Genomic DNA, 18,918 nt, shown 5'->3' with positions numbered 1-18,918 from the left:
TTTTTTTTAATCCATCCATTTTACTAGTTTTTTAGAGATTAATAATAAAACACAACCTAAAACAATCGCTACAGCGCCGATAACAGTAAACACTTCAGCATATCCAAGTGAAGTTGTGAAGCTTGCAAGTTGTCCACCTAAAATATTGGCGATACCTGAACTTGCTAGCCATACACCCATTAGTAAAGAAGCAAGTTTTACTGGAGCGAGAGAACTAACCATTGATAGTCCGACAGGTGATAAGAATAGCTCACCTAACGTATGGAAAAGATACGTAAAGACGATAAATAGTAAGTTTGCTTTTTCCGTAATGTTATGTTCGTCACTACCTGTTTTTAATGTAGCGATAACAAGTATGATATAACCGATACCGAGTAAGATCATACCAAGTCCCATTTTGGTTGGGATTTTTAAATCCCCGCGCTTGCGAGTTGCAAGTTTTGCCCATAATGCTGAAATGACTGGGGCAAGTAAAATAATAAATAATGGATTGACCGATTGGAACCAAGATGTTGGAACTTCCCATCCGAACACAGAGCGGTCTACAAATTTGTTTGTATATAGTGTTAATGAACTACCAGCTTGTTCAAAACCAGCCCAGAAGAAGACAACGAAGCACGTTAAAATGACGATAACTGCGGTACGTTGTTTTTCTTTTTTTGTTAACGGTGTATCTCCTACTGATGGTTGTCCAGCAGCTGTTTGCAAATCGCGAGTTGGTTTTTTACCGATATCACCAAGGAAGCGATTTGATAGTGTTGTAAATAAAATTTGTCCAATGATCATTCCGATTGAAGCTGCTAAGAAACCGTAACGGAATCCGTAATGTACAACGCCATCAACTGTTGTTTTGAATAAATTTTCTGATAAAAATCCGCAAACGAGTGGAGCTAAAAATGACCCAACGTTAATACCCATGTAGAAAATGGTAAATGCACTATCACGTTTTGGATCATTCTCTTCGTATAATTCTCCAACCAGTGTAGAGATATTCGGTTTGAAGAATCCATTACCGATAATAATAAGCGCTAATCCGAGGTATAGGCCTAATTGGTTTTGCAAGGCAAATAGTGTAAGGTTACCGATTGCCATCGTTATACCACCAATTGTGATGGCTTTTCTTCTACCTAGAAAACGGTCTGTTAAGTATCCACCAATCATTGGTGTGAAATAACAGGCTCCAGTATAAAATCCGTAAATGGAGAGTGCCCATGCGGGACTAAACCCAAGACCACCGCTTACTAAAGCTGTCGTTAAATATAATGTTAATAATCCTCGTAATCCATAGTAACTAAATCTTTCCCACATTTCTGTAAAGAAGAGTAAGTATAAACCTGGAGGATGTTTCTTTTTTCTTTGCTGTTCTTTTTCTAGTTGTATCGCTGATTCCATGTTATTTTCCTCCTGACACAAACAAAAACAAGGTTAATAATTTTGTATATTTAATATTTTACTTTATTAACTATTATAAGTCAATGAAGTGAAACTTTAATCATATTGGAAGATTTTATTCCAATATGATTATTAGTTGAACGAATCGGGCTTTTATGGGCAGTTTGATTCCCACTGGATATCCGGTTATTAGCTTAATTATTAGGGGGGGAGTCTTACTGTCCGTTAATGCGGGGAAAGGTTGATTTTTCAGAAGAAATTGGAAAAGGGAAATAGCTATAGAATGGGCATTTCTTTTGTGATAGACTATGGACTATGTTTTCTTTGTAAGGAAGCGGATTATCGCGTTTTTCTATATGTGGAATTGATTTCACAAGAGATGAAATTGAAGAAGGAGAAAGAAATGAAATTGTTACAGAAAAAAGAAATTTTACTTATTAGTCTTATGCTATTCTCTATGTTTTTTGGAGCGGGGAATCTTATCTTTCCGCCTTTCCTTGGATATGAAGCAGGAGAACACGTGTGGATTGCGCTGTTAGGTTTTATTATATCAGCAACAGGTCTTCCGATATTAGGTGTTATTGCTGTTGCAAAAGCAGGAAGCTTTCAAACGTTAGCGGGTAGAGTACATTCTTCATTTGCAATTATTTTTCCGTGTATTGTGTACTTATTTATTGGACCTGGTCTTGGTATACCACGTGCAGGAAGTCTAGCATTTGAAATGGGACCAGGTCAGTTATTCCCAGAATCGGGTAGTGTAGTTTTACTAGTTTATACGATCGTTTTCTTTAGCTTTGTTTACTGGTTAAGTTTATCGCCATCTAAATTAATGGGCTTATTTGGGAAGGTTTTAACGCCTTTATTATTATGTATGATTGCACTTATTTTTATAAAAACTATGTTTACACCAGTTGGTAGTGTGAAAGAGGCTACTGGAAATTACGGACAAGTTCCTATGTTCCAAGGATTTTTAGATGGATATTTAACGATGGATGCGCTAGCGGCTTTAATCTTTGGTATTGTTATTGCAAATGCTTTACGTGCAAAAGGTATTGAAGATGATCAAGGCTTAGCGAAATATATGAGTATTGCTGGTATTGGAGCAGGTCTTTTATTATCTATTATTTATGTCATCCTCGGATATGTGGGTTCAATTAGCGGTTCGTTAGGTACGTTTAATAATGGGGCGAATGTGTTAGCACAAGTGATGACGACGTTATTTGGACAAGGCGGAGTAGTTTTGTTAGGCCTTATTTTTACTATTGCGTGTTTATGTGTTTCAATTGGACTTGTTACATCTTGTAGTCAGTTTTTTACAAGTGTATTTCCGAAAGTATCGTATAAAGTTTGGGCGTTTATATTGAGCTTTATTAGTATGATTTTAGCTAATTTAGGGTTAACACAAATTTTAAAAGTTTCAGTACCGATTCTTGGATTTATTTATCCAATTGCATTAACGCTTATTATTTTAGGGTTATTCCATAAATATATTGGGAAGTATGTGTGCATATATCCTGTTACAATTTTGATTGTAGCGGTATTTAGTGCAATCGATATTTTAAATAAAAATGTGATGACGAATCAGTGGACGCCAATATTGAAGTATATTCCGTTTTATACAGAAGGTGTAGGATGGATCATTCCAGCTCTTGTAGGTGTGTGTATTGGTGTAATCGTTAGTATCATGATAAATAAGGACAAATAAGTGAAAGGGTGTTTTCTATAATGGGAAAACACCTTTCTTTTTTTGGAAAAATAGTTTTAAAAATGAATAGACTAAGAGTATGATAAAGATAATTGGTAATATATAGGTTTCGAATGAATGGTGAGGGGGGAGCATATGAAGGAAGATTTGAATAAGAAAATAGAAGCACTCGAAACTACAATTGAAACGATGCAAGAAGCACTTTTTGAGTTGAAAGCAAAACAAAGGGAAATAGAAGTAGAAAACGCTCAGCAACATGTTAGTAAGGAAAAGAAAGTATATATCGAAACGATAATAGATGAAAAATTACAAGAAGATGTAGTAAAGATCAAAGAGCCCGTGCAAAAAGTTGAGGAAAAACAAGTAAATATATCTGCTTTTAAACCGGAACCATTCAATATTATTAAGTTTTGCCAAACATGGTTGCCGCGTATATTTGTCGGTATTATGCTACTTGGGGTTATTTGGTTATTTAAAGCAGGGGTAGATGCTGGTTTATTAACACCAGCGATACGAATTGTGTTTGGTATCGCCTTATCTATCGGTTTGTATTATATAGGGGATATTCAAATTAAACGAGAGCGGCAAGCGTTAGGGTTAGTATTAGCTGGAGGAAGTATTACAGGCATTGTTTTAACGACGTTTGCGGCACATTATTTATATGGATTTATTCCAGCAAGTATTGCGTTTATCTGTAATATTGTATGGGTTATTTTAGGAATTTATTTAGCGAAAAAGTATCAATCGGAATACCTTACTATCTTCGTAGCGGTCGGAGCTTTCTTCGTTCCGTTCTTGTTAAATAGTACGACTCCGAATCCTTATATTTTCTTTGGATATGAGACGATATTAACACTTAGTTTATTATGGTATGCGTTGAAAAATCGTTATAAGTACTTATATATGATTTCTTATGTTGTTGCTGCCATTGTCCTGTTTGTCTTCTTTGCTGTTATGTCGATATTAGTAGAGAATTTGCAAATACAGTTAACGATTGTATATGGTGTAATTCATTTGCTGTTATTTTGGCATATGTTTTCAGAGAGAGAGTTTATACAAGAAGCAAGAGTAGCGATATTTAGTACAAATGCCGTTTTCTTTATTTTATCTATTGCAAAAATACCTGATTTTACTACGTGGGGATTGGTCATAAGTGCACTCGTGCATACTGTTATGTTTGTACTTGAATATAGGAAGAATAAACAGTCTATATTTGCAAATCTCTTATTTGGTTTTGCAATGGGGTCATTTAGTTTAGCGATTTTATATGAGTACAGTTTAGTGAATGCAGCAATTGTATTATTGTTACAAGGTTTTCTCGGTATGGTTACTTCTATTAAAGCAAAACAACAAATTAAACTGTATGTAAGTGCCACTATTTATGCGATTGGAATGGTACAGACGATTTTTAGCCCGTTTGATCATTTTGTTTCAGCTGGGTTTGTTGCTCATATTATTTTAATAGGTACATTTTATTATTGCATGAAACGAGCGAAAGATGTATTAACGAGTTTTGGAAAATATGTTTATTCTATAGCTCTCTATTGGTTCATGGTCATTGTATTTATTACAATTACTAGAGTTGGCGAAGTTCTTTCTACAGATGGAAGTATAATAAGCGTATCAGTATCGTTATTATGGATGGTATATGCATTATTTGCAGTTTGGCTTGGACGGAATAAAAATATGAATGAAATATTGTATGCTGGCTTAGTTGTTTTAGTAGTAACGATAGGAAAGTTATTCCTTCTAGACTTACCAGAAGTTTCAATGATGATCAGGGCAGTGTTATTCTTAATTGTAGGTAGTATAGGTATCGTCATTTCCAGAATGTTTTTCTCAAAAGAAGAGAAATGAGAAGAAGGCAATCCGCATGTGGATTGCCTTTTCTTTTACTTCTTATTAATCGTTACAGCTTCATTATATTTAGCAGTTGTATTTTGGCGTAGACGAAGTGTTGCTTGTCCAGTTGTATTTGAATCAAGTTGTACGTTCACAATTTTTTCAGCGGAACCAAAGCTGTTTGTTGTGAATGAGAAGGCGCTACTATATCCGAAAGTAGATGGCCAAGTGCCGTTTGTATTTTGGACTTTTGCTACCTGTGTTCCGCCAGTCGTGAAGATACCTAAAGAATAGTTATTATAAGTTGTATTAGGTAATAAGTTGTTTACTTGAATCTTTATTTGGAACACTTCATTGTTTGGTAGAATGCTAGGGCGTGTAATCACATAATCGTTTGCTGTTACGGCGCCGTTATATCCGTATGAACCAGGTTTAAATGTATTTGTATTAAACCATTGATAACCAGCGTTTGGTGCACTCCAAGGTTCTGGTTGTGGCTCTGTTGATAAGCTTGGTTGTTCAAATGTTTGTAAAGCAGTAGGTGAATCAAGTTGTAAACCGTTTACTTGATCTAAGCTTGTAAATGTCTCTTGTTTCGATAGCCAATTTACGATATTTTCTAGTAAAACAGCATCGTTTTCTTCTTTATAACCATCGTAAGTTTTCTTTGTTTGGCCAGAATCTTCACGAACGTATTTTGGCGTAGCATCTTCAACAGGAGAAGAGTCACCGATAAAGGCAGCTTTTCCAAGTCCTACTTTTGCAATTGCAGCATATGGACCCTCTGCAACGCCACCGCCGTTATAAACACCACTATCAACAGCGTTATTCCATTTTGATGGGTTTTCTGGAAGATAAACAAGTCCTTTTGCTAGTTTTGGATTTGTAATTGCTAGAGTAGAACCAGCATGCATTGCTACCGATGAAACACCTTGTGTAATTCCGAATGATTGTTCAGGCGAAACAATGTTTTTAGCTGAAACATCACCAAGTGCATTGTAACGGAAGCGAATACCAAAATTATTAGATAGCCAATCGGAACTTTCTACTCCTTGCATAGCTTGTGAGTTTGCTTCTTCGTTAGACATTCCTTTTGCGGGATTTTCCCAAGCACCGCGTCTATATCCATTAAATACTTCAGAAGAGTCCCAGCGATTTTTATTACGATCTGCATTATAATGATCGGCAATGAAGAAGATACTGCCGCCATTTTTTACATATTGTAACATTGCATCTTGTTCAGATTTTTTGTAAGGAATATTTGCCTCTGGAACGATAAACACGTTGTAATTTTTTAAGTCTTCGTATGTAATAGGTGTTGATTTACGAAGTTCTTTTACATGATATCCATTTTGGGCAATGCCGTTTCCGAAATCAGAAAAGCCGCCATCAATAACCCAGTCAGCTGTCCCTGCAGTTTGACCGTGCGTATTATCAAATAATACTTTCTTCCCATTGTTTTGATTTACAACCTTTGCAGCAATTTCAGGAGCTGGGTCTACAGAGCTTTCGGCATAAGTAGACGGTATGAACGAACTCCCCATACTAAGTGTAATTGCTGTTGCTAAAGAAAATGTAATCCATTTTTTATTCTTCATAGAAGAATCCCCCTAATAATAAATATATGTGCTTTAATAATGTAATTTATTTTTCTGAAAAAATAAAGACAGAAAACGTAAAAAATATTAAAAAATTGTAAAAATACCGTGAATTTTGTTGAGAAATATTTATATAGACAATAAAAAACCCCTTCCAATTAATAAGGAAGGGATAAATTGTTTAACTAATCTTTGAAGTAGGTGTTTCATCAATCTTATGAAACCCTTTCATGTAATACACGATAGCTAAGCCAATAAGCCAAATTGGGCCAACGATTAATGCAATTCGTGTATCTTCTGAATACGCCATTATACATAGTACAAGTGCAAGGAAGCCAAGTGAGAAGTAAGAGCTTAATGGATGTAAAGGCATTTTATACGTTAGCTTGTCTTTTTTCTCAGTTGATAATCCTTTACGGAATTTAATTTGAGCGACTAATATAATTCCCCAGGTCCAAATTGCCCCGAAAGTTGAAATACTAGTTAACCATGTAAACACCTTTGCAGGCACAAGGTAGTTTAATATAACACCAACAAGTAAAACGATAGCCGTTGCTACAATTCCTTGACTTGGAATCCCATTTTTATTTAAACGACCGAATCTTTCAGGAGCTTTCTTTTGTTGTGCCAATGTAAATAGCATACGCCCTGTACTAAATAAACCACCGTTACAAGAAGAAAGTGCAGCTGTTAATACAACAAAGTTAATAATACCTGCTGCTTTTGCAATGCCGATTTGTTGGAATGTTAATACGAATGGACTTCCTTTCTCACCAAGTTCGTTCCATGGATAAATTGCCATCATAACGAATAATGCCCCGACGTAAAAGATTAGGATTCTCCAAAATACGTTATCGATAGCTTTTGCGAGTGTTTTCTTCGGGTTTTGAGCTTCACCAGCTGTAACACCAATTAGTTCAACGCCTAAATAAGCGAATAATACCATTTGTAAGGAAAGTAGTAATCCGGAAAATCCATTTGGGAACCAGCCACCATGTGACCAAAGATTTGAAATACCAGTAGCGATACCACCATTTCCGAATCCGAATAAAATAATGCCAGCTCCAACTACTATCATACAGATAATTGTGACAATTTTAATGAGGGCAAACCAAAACTCAAGTTCTCCAAATACTTTTACTGATAAGAAGTTGAAAGCGCTCATTAATAATAGAGCGAGTAGTGCCCAAGTCCAGCGCGGGATATCTGGGAACCAGTACTGCATGTAAATTCCAGCCGCCGTAATTTCAGCCATACAAGTAACAACCCATAAGAACCAGTAGTTCCAACCAGTAATATAGCCAGTAAGTGGGCCGATATAATCATTAGCATATTTACTAAAAGAACCGGCAACCGGTTGTTCAATTGCCATTTCTCCGAGCGCTCGCATAATGAAAAAAATAACGAGTCCAGCGATCATATAACCTAGTAAGATGGAAGGACCAGCTAGTTTAATAGCAGAAGCAGATCCTAAAAATAGCCCAACGCCAATAGCTGAACCGAGTGACATTAAAGTAATATGTCGTTCTTTTAAACCTCGATTTAAAGTTCCAGATTTGTTTGTGTGCTGCATAAGAAGAATCCCCCTTGTAGAATGAGCTACCTAAATATTTAACTATTTCAAATTATAAAACATTTCTATCTGTTATGCTACAAAAATAATCAGAAAAGAACTGTACTACATCTGGAGTTGTCAGACTTAAACTTAAAATTCTCACTATTAGAGAATATATTGACTCTTCTTTTTATTGATTGTTAAGATTAAGTATTATATTTTCTCACATACTAGTAAGAAAAGAATGTGTGATAATAATTCAGATGTAGGAAGGGTACATAAGCATGTTTCAATTACAAAAATATAACACTTCTGTGAAGCAAGAGCTTTTAGCTGGCATCACAACTTTTTTTACATTTGCGTATATTCTTGTCATCAATCCGAAAATATTATCTGATGCAGGTGTACCATTTGATCAAGCTTTTGCTGCAACTATTATTGCGACAGTTATTGGGACGCTATGTATGGCGTTTTTAGCTAACTATCCAATTGTTATTGCTCCAGCTATGGGGATGAATGCATATTTTGCTTATTCTGTTGTTCAACAGGCAGAGGGGATTACATATGTCATTGCGTTTTCGGCAGTATTTGTAACAGGTATTATTTTTCTTTTATTATCTTTCACTTCATTTAGACAAAAGCTAATTGTCGCAATTCCTGATAGTTTAAAGCATGCAATTGCAGGTGGAATTGGACTATTTATTGCTTTTATTGGATTACGTCTATCTGGAATTATCGTTGATCATCCATCTAATTTAGTTACGATTGGTGATTTTCATTCTCCAGCCGTTATTTTAACTTTAATTGGTTTAATTTTAGCTGCGGTATTAATGGTATTACGTGTGAGTGGTGCATTATTTATTAGTATGATTGTGACAGGAATTATCGCCTTCTTTACGGGGCAACTGAAGTTTGAGGATAAAATTGTAGCGATGCCTCATTTACCAGAGGGTATTATCGTTTCAAATCCAATCAATGCCTTTTCAGATGTAATTCAGTATGAATTATATGGTGTTGTATTTTCATTTTTACTTGTACTTTTATTTGATACGACAGGTGCATTACTCGGTTTAATTAAACAAGCAGGTTTAATTACAGATAATACAGAGAAACGTTTTGGTAAAGCCTTTATTGCAGATGCGATTGGCGGAACGACAGGTTCTATCTTTGGTACAAGCCCAACAGCAGCGACAATTGAATCGTCAGCTGGTATTACTGCGGGTGGTAAAACGGGATTAACAGGTATTGTAGTTGTTGGACTAACAATTATAACGGCATTTTTCAGTCCTGTAATTGCATCTTTATCAAGTGTAGCTGCTATTACAGCTCCTTCATTAATTATTGTCGGTAGTTTAATGGCACAAAGTATTCGTGATATTAATTGGAATGAGTTTGAAGATGCATTACCAGCATTTTTAATTTTCGTAGGTATTCCGTTAACGTCTAGTATTGCGAATGGAATTGCAATCGGATTTTTAGTGTATCCGGTCTTAAAGATTGTGAAAGGGAAAGGGATGGAAGTACATCCGTTACTATACTTATTTACAATTTTATTTGGATGTCATTTATTCTTATAATATAGATATAGAAGAGGGGCTTCTTATGAGAGGCCCCTTTTTTGTGTATAATAAAGTGAAACTATAATCAGTGAGGGGTTTATTACCCATAAATAGCGGGATAAAGTGAAAATTAATTACGAAAAATATAAATTACTTAATGTAATATATATGTTACATTAAGGCAGAGGAGGAACATGAATGGCTGTAAGTAAAATAAAAGTCGCGCGTGTTCAGTTAGATTTAACACAGCAACAATTAGCAGAAAAAGTAGGCGTTACAAGGCAAACGATTAGTTTAATTGAGAAGGGGAAATACAATCCATCTTTAGATTTATGTTTGAAAATTTGTTATGCGGTAGATAAAACATTGAATGATTTGTTTTGGGGGGAAAAGGAGTGATAGGGTGAGAATCGTGAAAGATGAACGTTTAATGATTGAGGGGTTAAAACACATTAGACTAGTTTTCATCTTACAAAATATTGTCATACTAAGTATCGTGTTTTACCGTTATGTTTTACAAGGGGCAGGATAATAGTTATTAACTTTTTAAACTTAAAAAATTCGGTGGAAGTGTATGAGCATAGAGGGGGAGTATCTCGTAGTTATTTCATGAAGCTATTATCCATTCCAGTAGGTATTATTATTGGGATTTTAGCTATTTGTATCATTGTAACACCAGATATTTCGATAAAGGAAATTAGTATGACAGGACTTATTATGTTTGCTTGTTTTTTAGTTCCTAGTTTGTTTATATACATATATATGAAAAAAATAAAAAGTGAAGATTGAAATATAAGAAAAGCTTTCCCGTATTGCGGAAAGCTTTTCTTATATCTTTTTATATACAATACTTTATGAAGGCCAATCGGTTCAATTTCAAAGATTACACCATGTTCCTGGAAGCCTAAGCGCTTGTAATAGTCAGTTACAGTAATTCGGCCATTACACCATAAAATATTTGCTTTACGCTCTTGCAAGACTTGTTACGCTTTTTGAATTAAGGAGCTTCCAGCGTGTTTGTTTCGAAAGTTAGGTAATGTTGCCATTCCACGTAGTCGATAATGAACACCTGTTGGTAAGTCAGGGTATATTTTTTTGAGAAGGAAGCGATACTAATCGGTTCATCGCTTAGAAAAGCACCTAAGTGAAAGGTATCTGCTTCGTAGTCGGAAGAGTATTTACAATCTGTTAATGTTTGATTCGGGTGTAAAAATTTTTGACGTAATACGCAAGTTTCAGATGCATCAATACATTTCACGGTAATTATATTAACATCCTTCCTTATAAGCCTTTTTCTGTTAGTTGTATAAAGAAATAGGCAGGTGCAGCGAAAAGTCCGAGTATGCTAGCGGTTCCAAGAAGGAGCGAAAGCAAGAGACAAGTGTATTTGACGCCAGTTGATTTTTTCCAGCCATAACTACAAATTTCAATGCTGACACCGATGAGAATAATAGCAACGAGTACTTCCGCTAATAATAATAGAGCTAAAGTTACAATAGACATAATGTGATCCATCCCCATAATATGTGATAGTAACATTTTACCATATAGAATGGAAAAAAATGCCCCTCAATTATGTGAAGGGCATTTTCTATTCTAATATGTTTTTTAGTGTATTAATATGTTCTTTTGAACCTGTTACAAGCAGTGTGTCACCATGTTGTAACCTCGTATCACCATGCGGTATTAATGCTTTATTACCTCGGTAAATTTGGATGACAAGTACATCACCTAAAAACGGAAGGCGACGAAGCTCGATGCCGTTATATTTATTGCTACGTAGTTCAACTTCACGTACTGTTTCGTTCGCTGTTGTGATTAAACGAACGAGACTCGGTTTATCGATAAGAGCACGTAATAAAATACGTGTAGAGTTAATAGTCGAGAATACAGCGATATGTTCTTGTGTTGCTTTTTCTTGTAGAAGTGGATCTTCTACACTTGCAATGACATGTTCAACACCTAGTTCTTTCGCATGTTCTGCTAATAATAAGTTTTGTTCATCATCGCTTGTTGCAACGACAACGCGATCTGCATCAAATGCTGTTCGTTCAGTTAATGATTCAATTGTAATATCATCTAATTTCACGATAGGGAAGTCATGTGATTTCGCTTCCTCATCATTTATTTTATTTTGGCGCATCATATATAGCGTTACATCATAGTCTTCTCGTTTTAAATCAAGTGATAATGGAAGAGTAATTCTGCTCGCGCCAATAATAGATACTTTCGGTTTTGGTGTTTCCACTTTTGGGAACATCTTTTTAAATAATATAGGTGCAAAAATGCAAGTAATAACTGCACTTAAAATAAGAGAAGCGGATAAACTTGGGCTGATGATTCCTAGTTTTTCACCAATTTGTGCCGCCGCAATAACTAAGGAAAGTGTTGATGTTAATAAGATGGCACTTCCGAGTACGATATTACGCGGATACCATTTACGTAGGACGAGTGATGGTAAAAGTTTTGAAATAAAGAGTCCTACAATTAAAATTGGGATCATTAGCATACTAGAAGGTTCTTTAAAAATAGACCAGACTTCTAGATTTACACCAACCATTACGAAGAAAATAGGAATGAAGAAACCGTATCCGATGGAATCAAGTTTTTCAACCATATCTTCATTTGGTGATAATAACGATACGAGTACACCTGCTAAGAAGGCACCTAAAATATTTTCTGCACCAACAGATTCAGATAACCCTACTAAAATTAAGATAAGTGCAAAAACAGCTCGAGTATCAATTTGTACACTACCAGCTTTTAAGCTATCTAAGTATGGGATGTTTTTGAAGCGTTTTGCAATAAAGTAAATGATAATACCTGCTCCGAATAGAAGGAGTAGGAGCCACATGCTTTGGCCGCTTTCAGAATTTAATCCGACAAATACAGCGAGTAAAATCATTGTAACTAAGTCTGCAATAACAGCGACTAATAAAATGATTTGTCCGATTGCGGTTTTTCCTAAGTTATTCTCTTTTAATGTTGGTACGACAACACCTAAAGAAATAGTCGAAATAATTAAAGTCATGAACATTGCATTATCTACAAATCCTAGCCATACGAATAGTAATGATAGGGCATAAGATAAAATGAAAATAAACAAGAAAATAATGCTTGCTGCTTGGAATGTGTTTGGTTCGTTTTTCGTACTTTTTTTCCCTTTTTGTTTAAAAATAGAAAAGTCAATTTCTAACCCGCTTAAAAACATGAGGAAGATAAATCCTAGTGTTGATAAAACTTGGAGCCACATATCTGGCTCAATAATATTAAACCCACTTTTACCTACAAAGATTCCTGCGATGATCTCTGCAACAACGACAGGAAGTGCTTTTAATTTAAAGCGTTGTAACAAAAGGGGAACGAAAAACGCGATTGCAACTACAACCATAAGTGATAGAACAGAAGTATGATGTTCCATTGCGTTCTCTCCCTTCAAATAAATATAGTACCTATTTAGCCATATAATAGGTAGAAAATCAACGCATATGGATTCGATTTCATAAAGAAAGAGTTTTCTTAACATTTGTCATAATAAGTATATTTTTCATGATTCTGCGGTTAATGCCGTAATGTGGATGTAATAGGGTAGGGGGATAAAAAAAGACTGCTGAGGAATCTCAGCAGTCTTTTTCATGTACATTACATTGAGAAGAAGATCCATACAGTTAAACCAACTGTTGCAGTTGCAACGAAGAAACTGTATATCATTGTAAGAATTTGAACTCTTCCTTCTCCTTCTTTTAAATGCATGAACATAATTAATTGTAATAAAGCTTGCGCAACAGCCATTATGATAATAGTTGTTAAGACTGTTGAAAGTGGCAATGTTGTGTAAAGTGCCACGTATAACGCTAGAAACGTTAGTGCAAGCGATAAAATAAATCCGAAAACGTGTGACCAAGGGAATCCGCTATGTGCATGCCCGTTTGCTTGGTTGTTATTTTGACCCATTTACGCCACCATCCCGTTCAAGTAAACTAGTGTGTAAATAAAGACCCAAACAAGATCAAGGAAATGCCAGTATAAGCTGATAATGAATACTTTACGAGCTGTAACTGGTGTTAAACCTCGTTTTAAAATTTGGATAATAACACAAGTTGCCCAAATGATACCACCTGTTACGTGGGCACCATGCGTTCCAAGAAGAACGAAGAATGCAGATAGGAAAGCACTTGTTTGAATTGTTGCGCCTTCACCGATGTACATAATGAACTCTTCGATTTCAAAGAATAGGAAACCTGCACCTAAAAGTAATGTAAGGGTGAACCATCCAAGCATTGCTTTTTGGTTGTGCTTACGCATTTCGTGAATTACGATACCACATGTGAAACTACTTGTTAAAAGTAGTAATGTTTGAATTAAAAGCGTTTTAAGTTCAAACAGTTGTGCTGGAGTTGGGCCATCTGCCGTACGACCAGCAAGGACTAGATAAGAGGCGAAAAGTGTTGCGAACAGCATAATTTCAGCCCCAAGAAAAATCCAGAATCCTAGGATATTCAATCTGCTTTGTTCGGATTGATATTCCAAAGGTAAGCTTTTATCTAAAGCCGCCATGTCATTTCACCTCTCATGCTATATGTTCTGTTTCTTTAATTTCATCAACACTTACGTAGTAACCATCGTCGTAATCGAATGAACGATAGATTAAGCAAGCTAAAATACCAACGCCGCCGATTGCTGCAAGCCAGAACCAGCTAAATACTAATGCGAAACCTGCAAGACCGAAGAATAAAGACGCAATAATAGGCACACCAGAGTTACTTGGCATGTGAATTGGTTTTAAATCTTCTGCTGCTGGTGTAACTGTTTCTCCGCGTTTTTTCATGTACCAGAAAGCATCAGCTTCTTTAATTTCAGGAAGCTTCGCGAAGTTGTAATGTTGTACAGGAGATTGAGTTGCCCATTCAAGTGTACGACCATCCCATGGATCTCCAGTTGTGTCACGTTCACCGTGACGTGCACTCCAAATTACGTTGTAGCAAAGAAGTAGGAAGCCGATACCCATCATTACCGCACCAACAGATGCGATTTGGTTTAGCCATCCCCATCCAAGACTTTCAGAGTAAGTGTACATACGACGAGTCATACCGTCTAAACCTAAGAAGTACATTGGGAAGAAACAGATGTTGAATCCGCTCATAAAGATCCAGAATGTCCATTTACCTAGGCGTTCATTTAACATATGACCAGTCATTTTTGGATACCAGAATGTGAATCCAGCAAGCATAGCGAATACTGTACCTGCGATTAATACGTAGTGGAAGTGAGCAATTAGGAAGTAGCTGTTATGGTATTGATAATCAGCTGCTGCCATTCCAAGCATAACCCCTGTAACCCCACCGACTACGAAGTTTGGAATAAATGCCAATGACCAAAGCATTGGAACTGTAAAACGAATACGTCCTTTATACAGTGTAAACAACCAGTTAAAGATCTTAACCCCGGTTGGAATCGAAATCGCCATTGTCGAAATCGAGAAGAATGAGTTAACCGCTGGACCTGCACCCATCGTGAAGAAGTGGTGAAGCCATACGACGAAACTTAGTAAAGAAATTGCAACCATTGAGTATACCATCGCACTGTAACCGAATAGACGTTTACGTGAGAATGTACTAATGATTTCAGAGAAAATACCGAATGCCGGTAAAATAACGATATATACTTCAGGGTGACCCCATACCCAGAACAGGTTGGCCCATAACATCGGCATACCGCCGCTCGCCATCGTAAAGAAGTGAGCATCGAATAGACGGTCAAATGTCATTAATGCAAGAGCAACTGTTAATACTGGGAAAGCGAAAATAATGATAATTGTTGTAATTAAGATTGACCAAGTAAACATTGGCATTCTCATTAAAGTCATACCAGGTGTACGCATTTTTAAGATAGTAACAAGGAAGTTAATACCGGTCATTAGCGTACCGAGACCTGAAATCTGTAATGCAATTGCGTAGTAGTTATTTCCTACACCAGAAGTAAACTCTGTACCTGCCATTGGGAAGTAAGAAGTCCACCCAGCGTCTGGAGAACCACCGATTACGAAAGCGATGTTAAATAACATTGCTCCGACAAAGAATAACCAGAAACTTAAAGCATTTAAGAACGGATATGCAACGTCACGAGCACCAATTTGTAATGGTACTACAAGGTTCATTAATCCCATAACGAATGGCATCGCCATGAAAAGAATCATAACTGTACCGTGTGTTGTAAAGATTCCGTTATAGTGTTCAGCGTTTAAATAAGTTGTTTCTGGGAATGTTAATTGTGCACGGATCATTAAACCATCCATACCACCACGGAATAACATGATAACCGCAGAAATAATATACATGGCTCCGATTTTTTTATGGTCAACAGTTGTCAACCATTCATCCCAAAGCCACTTCCATTTTTTATACTTTGTTAGTACGAAAATGATTGCTAATGTCACAAGAACGATAGAAGCGTCTGCACCGTAAATAATCGGGTCACCTGTGACAAAGAATTCATCAAGCTTCACTGTGTTCACTCCAATCTGTTGGAATAATAGCTATTATTTTTTGTTTTTGTAGTAGTTGTAATCACAATATTCAAGTGATTTTGGATCTACATAACTTAAGTGATGACTAGAGAATGTCATACGACCAACTACACCAGGTTTAACAATTTCGTTGTACTTATCTTCTGTTAGTTTAGGAGCAGTTTGTTGTACTTCTTTTACCCACTTGTCATACTTTTCTTTTGTTTTTGCTTCAACTTCGAACTCCATGTGAGTGAATCCTTCACCAGAGAAGTTCGCGCTACGGCCTAGGTAAGAACCTGGCTTATCAGCTTGTAAATAAAGATCCATAATCATGCCATCCATTGTGTACTTCATACCACCAAGTTCTGGTACCCAGAAAGCATTCATTGGGCCGACAGAAGTCAGTTTGAATTGAATTGGTACACCAGCTGGGATGTTTAAATAGTTAACGGTTTCAATTTTTTCCTCTGGGTAACTGAATAACCATTTCCAGTTTGCAGATGTAACATAAATTTCAACTGGTTTAATATGTTTGGACTCTTCCGGAACCTCTTCCGAAGCATAAGTTGCTTTTACTGTTGGGATCGATAATGCGATAACGATAATAACAGGAACAAGCGTCCAAATAATTTCTAATAATGTGTTACCGTGTTGTTCAGGTGGCTCGTAGTCCATATTCTCTGGTTTTTCACGATAACGAATCAAGATGACTGTAAACAGGATGAATACAATTGCGATAATTAATGACATAAGCAAGAATGACCAAACAATTAAATCATACTGTGCTTTTGCAACAGGTCCTTGCGGATTTAATACTGCGAGTTTCTTATCACAGCCACCGAGGAACAGAAGTAATGATAACGGAAGAAGCGAAGCCAACTTCCAAAATGCTTTCTTTAGTTGCACGATTGAAAATCTCCTTTCTCCTTGGATTGAAACTATGCCAATAAAACAATATAAACCTATTAATTTATAGAAGGCAATAGTTTTTGAGATATTGTTAAAAAATAGACACAAATGCACACTTTTTAAGGTGAATATCATTTGTAACTTGATTATATTGTAAACTATTTTCCAGAGAAAAACGTGATTGTGAAAATTTTAAGATAAATAAAGTTATACCAAGATATCCAATAAATAGAAAAAAGCTATCTTATTATAAGAAAAATAGCTGAATATTTTGTATATTTAGTTTATTTCCTGAGTTATACTTTTTTTCTGTTCAAATGTGACAACTTTTTTATATTTAACTTGGTATAAAATGTAGCAAATAATCATAAATGGAATTCCGCAATAAAGAGCAATTCTCTGATCTGGAATGAAAGCTAAACTAACAAATGTAATAAAGTTGAGTGAGAACGCTACGATTGGAACTACTGGATAGAGCGGTGTACGATATTTTAAGTCATTTATGTCGCCGCCATTTTTTACGAAATTTCTACGGAAGAAAAACTGTGAAGCCGCGATTGACATCCAAACGACAACGGCAGCCATTGCTGCAATAGATGTTAAAACTAGAAAGACAGTATCTGCCGCAAACACGCTTGTTAATAAAGAAAGGCTTGCAAAAATAAGACTGAAAATGAGTGCATTCAGTGGTACCCCTTTTTTAGTTAACTTCGTAAAAGCTGGACTTGCCATTCCTTGTTTTGCCATCGCCCAAAGCATACGAGAATTTGCGTATAAACCAGAATTAGCTACGGATAATACGGCTGTAATAATAACAAAGTTCATAATGTCTGCTGCATATGGAACACCAGCTACATCAAATACAAGTACAAATGGACTTTCGACTAGATTAGCCTCTTGCCATGGGAGTAACCCTACAACAACTGATATTGCTAGGACGAAGAAGAATAGAGTTCGCCAAATTGTGTTTTTAATTGCTTTTGGAATTGTTTTTTCAGGATTTTCACTTTCTCCTGAAGCAATTCCGATTAATTCTGTTCCTTGGAAGGAGTAATTTACTGTAATCATCGTAAGAAGAACAGCTAATGCACCATTTGGAAATAGCCCGCCATTTTCAGTGAAATTGTGAAGCATTGGAGCGGGTTTTCCGTTAAAGTCTAGTAGACCAAACATAACTGCACCACCAAGTACGACAAAAATAACAATTGTTGCAACTTTTACACTTGCGAACCAAAATTCTGTTTCTGCATATGCCTTTGCTGATAGAGCGTTTACAAGAAAAAGTGCTGCTGCAAATGTAACGCACCAAATCCACGAAGAAACGTCTGGAAACCATCGTTTCATTAAAATACTTACAGTTGTTAACTCTACTCCAACTGTAACAGCCCAATTTAACCAATACATCCAACCGACAACAAATCCAAAACCAGGTGAAATAAATTTGCTTGCATAGCTTTGGAACGAACCTGCTTCTGGCATAGCAACGGATAATTCACCAAGACATAACATCGTTAAATACATAACAAATCCACCGACTAAAAATGCAAGAATTGCACCACCAGGTCCAGCGTTATGGACGATTTGACCAGATCCCATAAATAGTCCAGTTCCAATAACGCCACCAAGTGCAATCATAAATAAGTGTCTACTTTTCATTGTACGTTTTAAATTTGTTTGTTCTACTTGTTGATTCATATGCCCCTCACCCCGTTATTTTCTTGTATGTATTAACTGGTTTTCATTCTGAGTGTTTAATCATTAGCGGGGGATGTGACACATACTCAATTTATTTGTTATGAAATGAATGGAGTATGTAAAAAACGAACTATGACTAAATACTCTAAGAATGT

The 18,918-nt window shown here is 36.1% G+C and carries 14 protein-coding genes and 2 pseudogenes; 5 read left to right on the top strand and 11 right to left on the bottom strand.

All coding sequences use genetic code 11. The features are described 5' to 3' along the window. Positions 1-6 precede the first annotated feature (6 nt). Entirely contained in the window at positions 7-1,392 is a 1,386-nt protein-coding gene (locus G9F74_RS19875; protein ID WP_000443131.1) for a peptide MFS transporter, read from the bottom strand. A 403-nt stretch (positions 1,393-1,795) separates the two neighbouring features. On the opposite strand from G9F74_RS19875, the gene brnQ1 reads away from it, so the two are divergent. Then, positions 1,796-3,097, top strand: coding sequence for a branched-chain amino acid transport system II carrier protein BrnQ1 (gene brnQ1, locus G9F74_RS19870; RefSeq protein WP_080119642.1), 1,302 nt, complete (start codon positions 1,796-1,798; stop codon positions 3,095-3,097). A gap of 135 nt (positions 3,098-3,232) precedes the next feature. Beyond that, positions 3,233-4,954 (top strand): DUF2339 domain-containing protein, encoded by a 1,722-nt coding sequence (locus tag G9F74_RS19865; protein WP_000656748.1) that lies wholly within the window; start codon positions 3,233-3,235, stop codon positions 4,952-4,954. 35 nt (positions 4,955-4,989) lie between these two features. Here G9F74_RS19865 and G9F74_RS19860 read toward each other — a convergent pair whose 3' ends face one another. Both G9F74_RS19860 and G9F74_RS19855 read right to left on the bottom strand, forming a co-directional pair. Beyond that, positions 4,990-6,537 carry a DNA-binding protein gene (locus tag G9F74_RS19860; RefSeq protein ID WP_000791528.1) on the bottom strand — a complete coding sequence of 516 codons (1,548 nt, stop codon included), beginning with the start codon at positions 6,535-6,537 and terminating at the stop codon, positions 4,990-4,992. Positions 6,538-6,718: 181 nt separating this feature from the next. Then, positions 6,719-8,110 (bottom strand): amino acid permease, encoded by a 1,392-nt coding sequence (locus G9F74_RS19855; protein WP_016107558.1) that lies wholly within the window; start codon positions 8,108-8,110, stop codon positions 6,719-6,721. Positions 8,111-8,376: 266 nt separating this feature from the next. Here G9F74_RS19855 and G9F74_RS19850 point away from each other — a divergent pair, with 266 nt between their 5' ends. The 3 genes and pseudogenes from G9F74_RS19850 (at position 8,377) to G9F74_RS19840 (ending at position 10,440) form a co-directional block, all read left to right on the top strand. After that, a complete protein-coding gene (locus G9F74_RS19850; protein WP_016107559.1) occupies positions 8,377-9,669 on the top strand; it encodes an NCS2 family permease in 1,293 nt (430 codons plus the stop codon). A 180-nt stretch (positions 9,670-9,849) separates the two neighbouring features. Further along, positions 9,850-10,050, top strand: a complete 201-nt coding sequence (locus G9F74_RS19845; protein ID WP_016107560.1) for a helix-turn-helix transcriptional regulator — start codon at positions 9,850-9,852, stop codon at positions 10,048-10,050. Positions 10,051-10,054: 4 nt separating this feature from the next. Next, positions 10,055-10,440 (top strand): annotated as a pseudogene (locus G9F74_RS19840) (hypothetical protein). Between the two features lie 53 nt (positions 10,441-10,493). On the opposite strand, the pseudogene G9F74_RS19835 reads toward G9F74_RS19840, so the two are convergent. The 8 genes and pseudogenes from G9F74_RS19835 to G9F74_RS19800 form a co-directional block, all read right to left on the bottom strand. Then, a pseudogene (locus G9F74_RS19835) lies at positions 10,494-10,918 on the bottom strand (GNAT family N-acetyltransferase); the annotation flags it as partial. Between the two features lie 14 nt (positions 10,919-10,932). Then, positions 10,933-11,190 carry a DUF4022 family protein gene (locus G9F74_RS19830; RefSeq protein ID WP_000926990.1) on the bottom strand — a complete coding sequence of 86 codons (258 nt, stop codon included), beginning with the start codon at positions 11,188-11,190 and terminating at the stop codon, positions 10,933-10,935. A 52-nt stretch (positions 11,191-11,242) separates the two neighbouring features. Next, positions 11,243-13,072: a monovalent cation:proton antiporter family protein gene (locus G9F74_RS19825; RefSeq protein ID WP_000399997.1), complete on the bottom strand. Its 1,830-nt coding sequence runs from the start codon at positions 13,070-13,072 to the stop codon at positions 11,243-11,245. Between the two features lie 221 nt (positions 13,073-13,293). Next, positions 13,294-13,605, bottom strand: a complete 312-nt coding sequence (gene qoxD, locus G9F74_RS19820; protein ID WP_000531386.1) for a cytochrome aa3 quinol oxidase subunit IV — start codon at positions 13,603-13,605, stop codon at positions 13,294-13,296. Then, entirely contained in the window at positions 13,606-14,208 is a 603-nt protein-coding gene (gene qoxC / locus G9F74_RS19815; protein ID WP_016107563.1) for a cytochrome aa3 quinol oxidase subunit III, read from the bottom strand. Between the two features lie 13 nt (positions 14,209-14,221). Further along, positions 14,222-16,156, bottom strand: a complete 1,935-nt coding sequence (gene qoxB / locus G9F74_RS19810; RefSeq protein ID WP_000762376.1) for a cytochrome aa3 quinol oxidase subunit I — start codon at positions 16,154-16,156, stop codon at positions 14,222-14,224. Between the two features lie 33 nt (positions 16,157-16,189). After that, entirely contained in the window at positions 16,190-17,065 is an 876-nt protein-coding gene (locus G9F74_RS19805; protein ID WP_001176160.1) for a cytochrome aa3 quinol oxidase subunit II, read from the bottom strand. A 282-nt stretch (positions 17,066-17,347) separates the two neighbouring features. After that, a complete protein-coding gene (locus tag G9F74_RS19800; protein WP_016107564.1) occupies positions 17,348-18,763 on the bottom strand; it encodes an amino acid permease in 1,416 nt (471 codons plus the stop codon). Positions 18,764-18,918: the final 155 nt, after the last annotated feature.

The sequence above is a fragment of the Bacillus sp. EKM202B genome (genome assembly GCF_011066025.1).
GTDB classification, from domain to species: Bacteria; Bacillota; Bacilli; order Bacillales; family Bacillaceae_G; genus Bacillus_A; species Bacillus_A toyonensis.
This window is presented reverse-complemented; position numbering and strand designations above follow the sequence as displayed.

What these genes read in the sequence shown, in the direction of transcription:
- G9F74_RS19875 (WP_000443131.1), bottom strand. Translation starts at nt 1,392, where the DNA reads ATGGAATCAGCGATACAACTAGAAAAAGAACAGCAAAGAAAAAAGAAA.
- brnQ1 (WP_080119642.1), top strand. Translation starts at nt 1,796, where the DNA reads ATGAAATTGTTACAGAAAAAAGAAATTTTACTTATTAGTCTTATGCTA.
- G9F74_RS19865 (WP_000656748.1), top strand. Translation starts at nt 3,233, where the DNA reads ATGAAGGAAGATTTGAATAAGAAAATAGAAGCACTCGAAACTACAATT.
- G9F74_RS19860 (WP_000791528.1), bottom strand. Translation starts at nt 6,537, where the DNA reads ATGAAGAATAAAAAATGGATTACATTTTCTTTAGCAACAGCAATTACA.
- G9F74_RS19855 (WP_016107558.1), bottom strand. Translation starts at nt 8,110, where the DNA reads ATGCAGCACACAAACAAATCTGGAACTTTAAATCGAGGTTTAAAAGAA.
- G9F74_RS19850 (WP_016107559.1), top strand. Translation starts at nt 8,377, where the DNA reads ATGTTTCAATTACAAAAATATAACACTTCTGTGAAGCAAGAGCTTTTA.
- G9F74_RS19845 (WP_016107560.1), top strand. Translation starts at nt 9,850, where the DNA reads ATGGCTGTAAGTAAAATAAAAGTCGCGCGTGTTCAGTTAGATTTAACA.
- G9F74_RS19830 (WP_000926990.1), bottom strand. Translation starts at nt 11,190, where the DNA reads ATGTTACTATCACATATTATGGGGATGGATCACATTATGTCTATTGTA.
- G9F74_RS19825 (WP_000399997.1), bottom strand. Translation starts at nt 13,072, where the DNA reads ATGGAACATCATACTTCTGTTCTATCACTTATGGTTGTAGTTGCAATC.
- qoxD (WP_000531386.1), bottom strand. Translation starts at nt 13,605, where the DNA reads ATGGGTCAAAATAACAACCAAGCAAACGGGCATGCACATAGCGGATTC.
- qoxC (WP_016107563.1), bottom strand. Translation starts at nt 14,208, where the DNA reads ATGGCGGCTTTAGATAAAAGCTTACCTTTGGAATATCAATCCGAACAA.
- G9F74_RS19800 (WP_016107564.1), bottom strand. Translation starts at nt 18,763, where the DNA reads ATGAATCAACAAGTAGAACAAACAAATTTAAAACGTACAATGAAAAGT.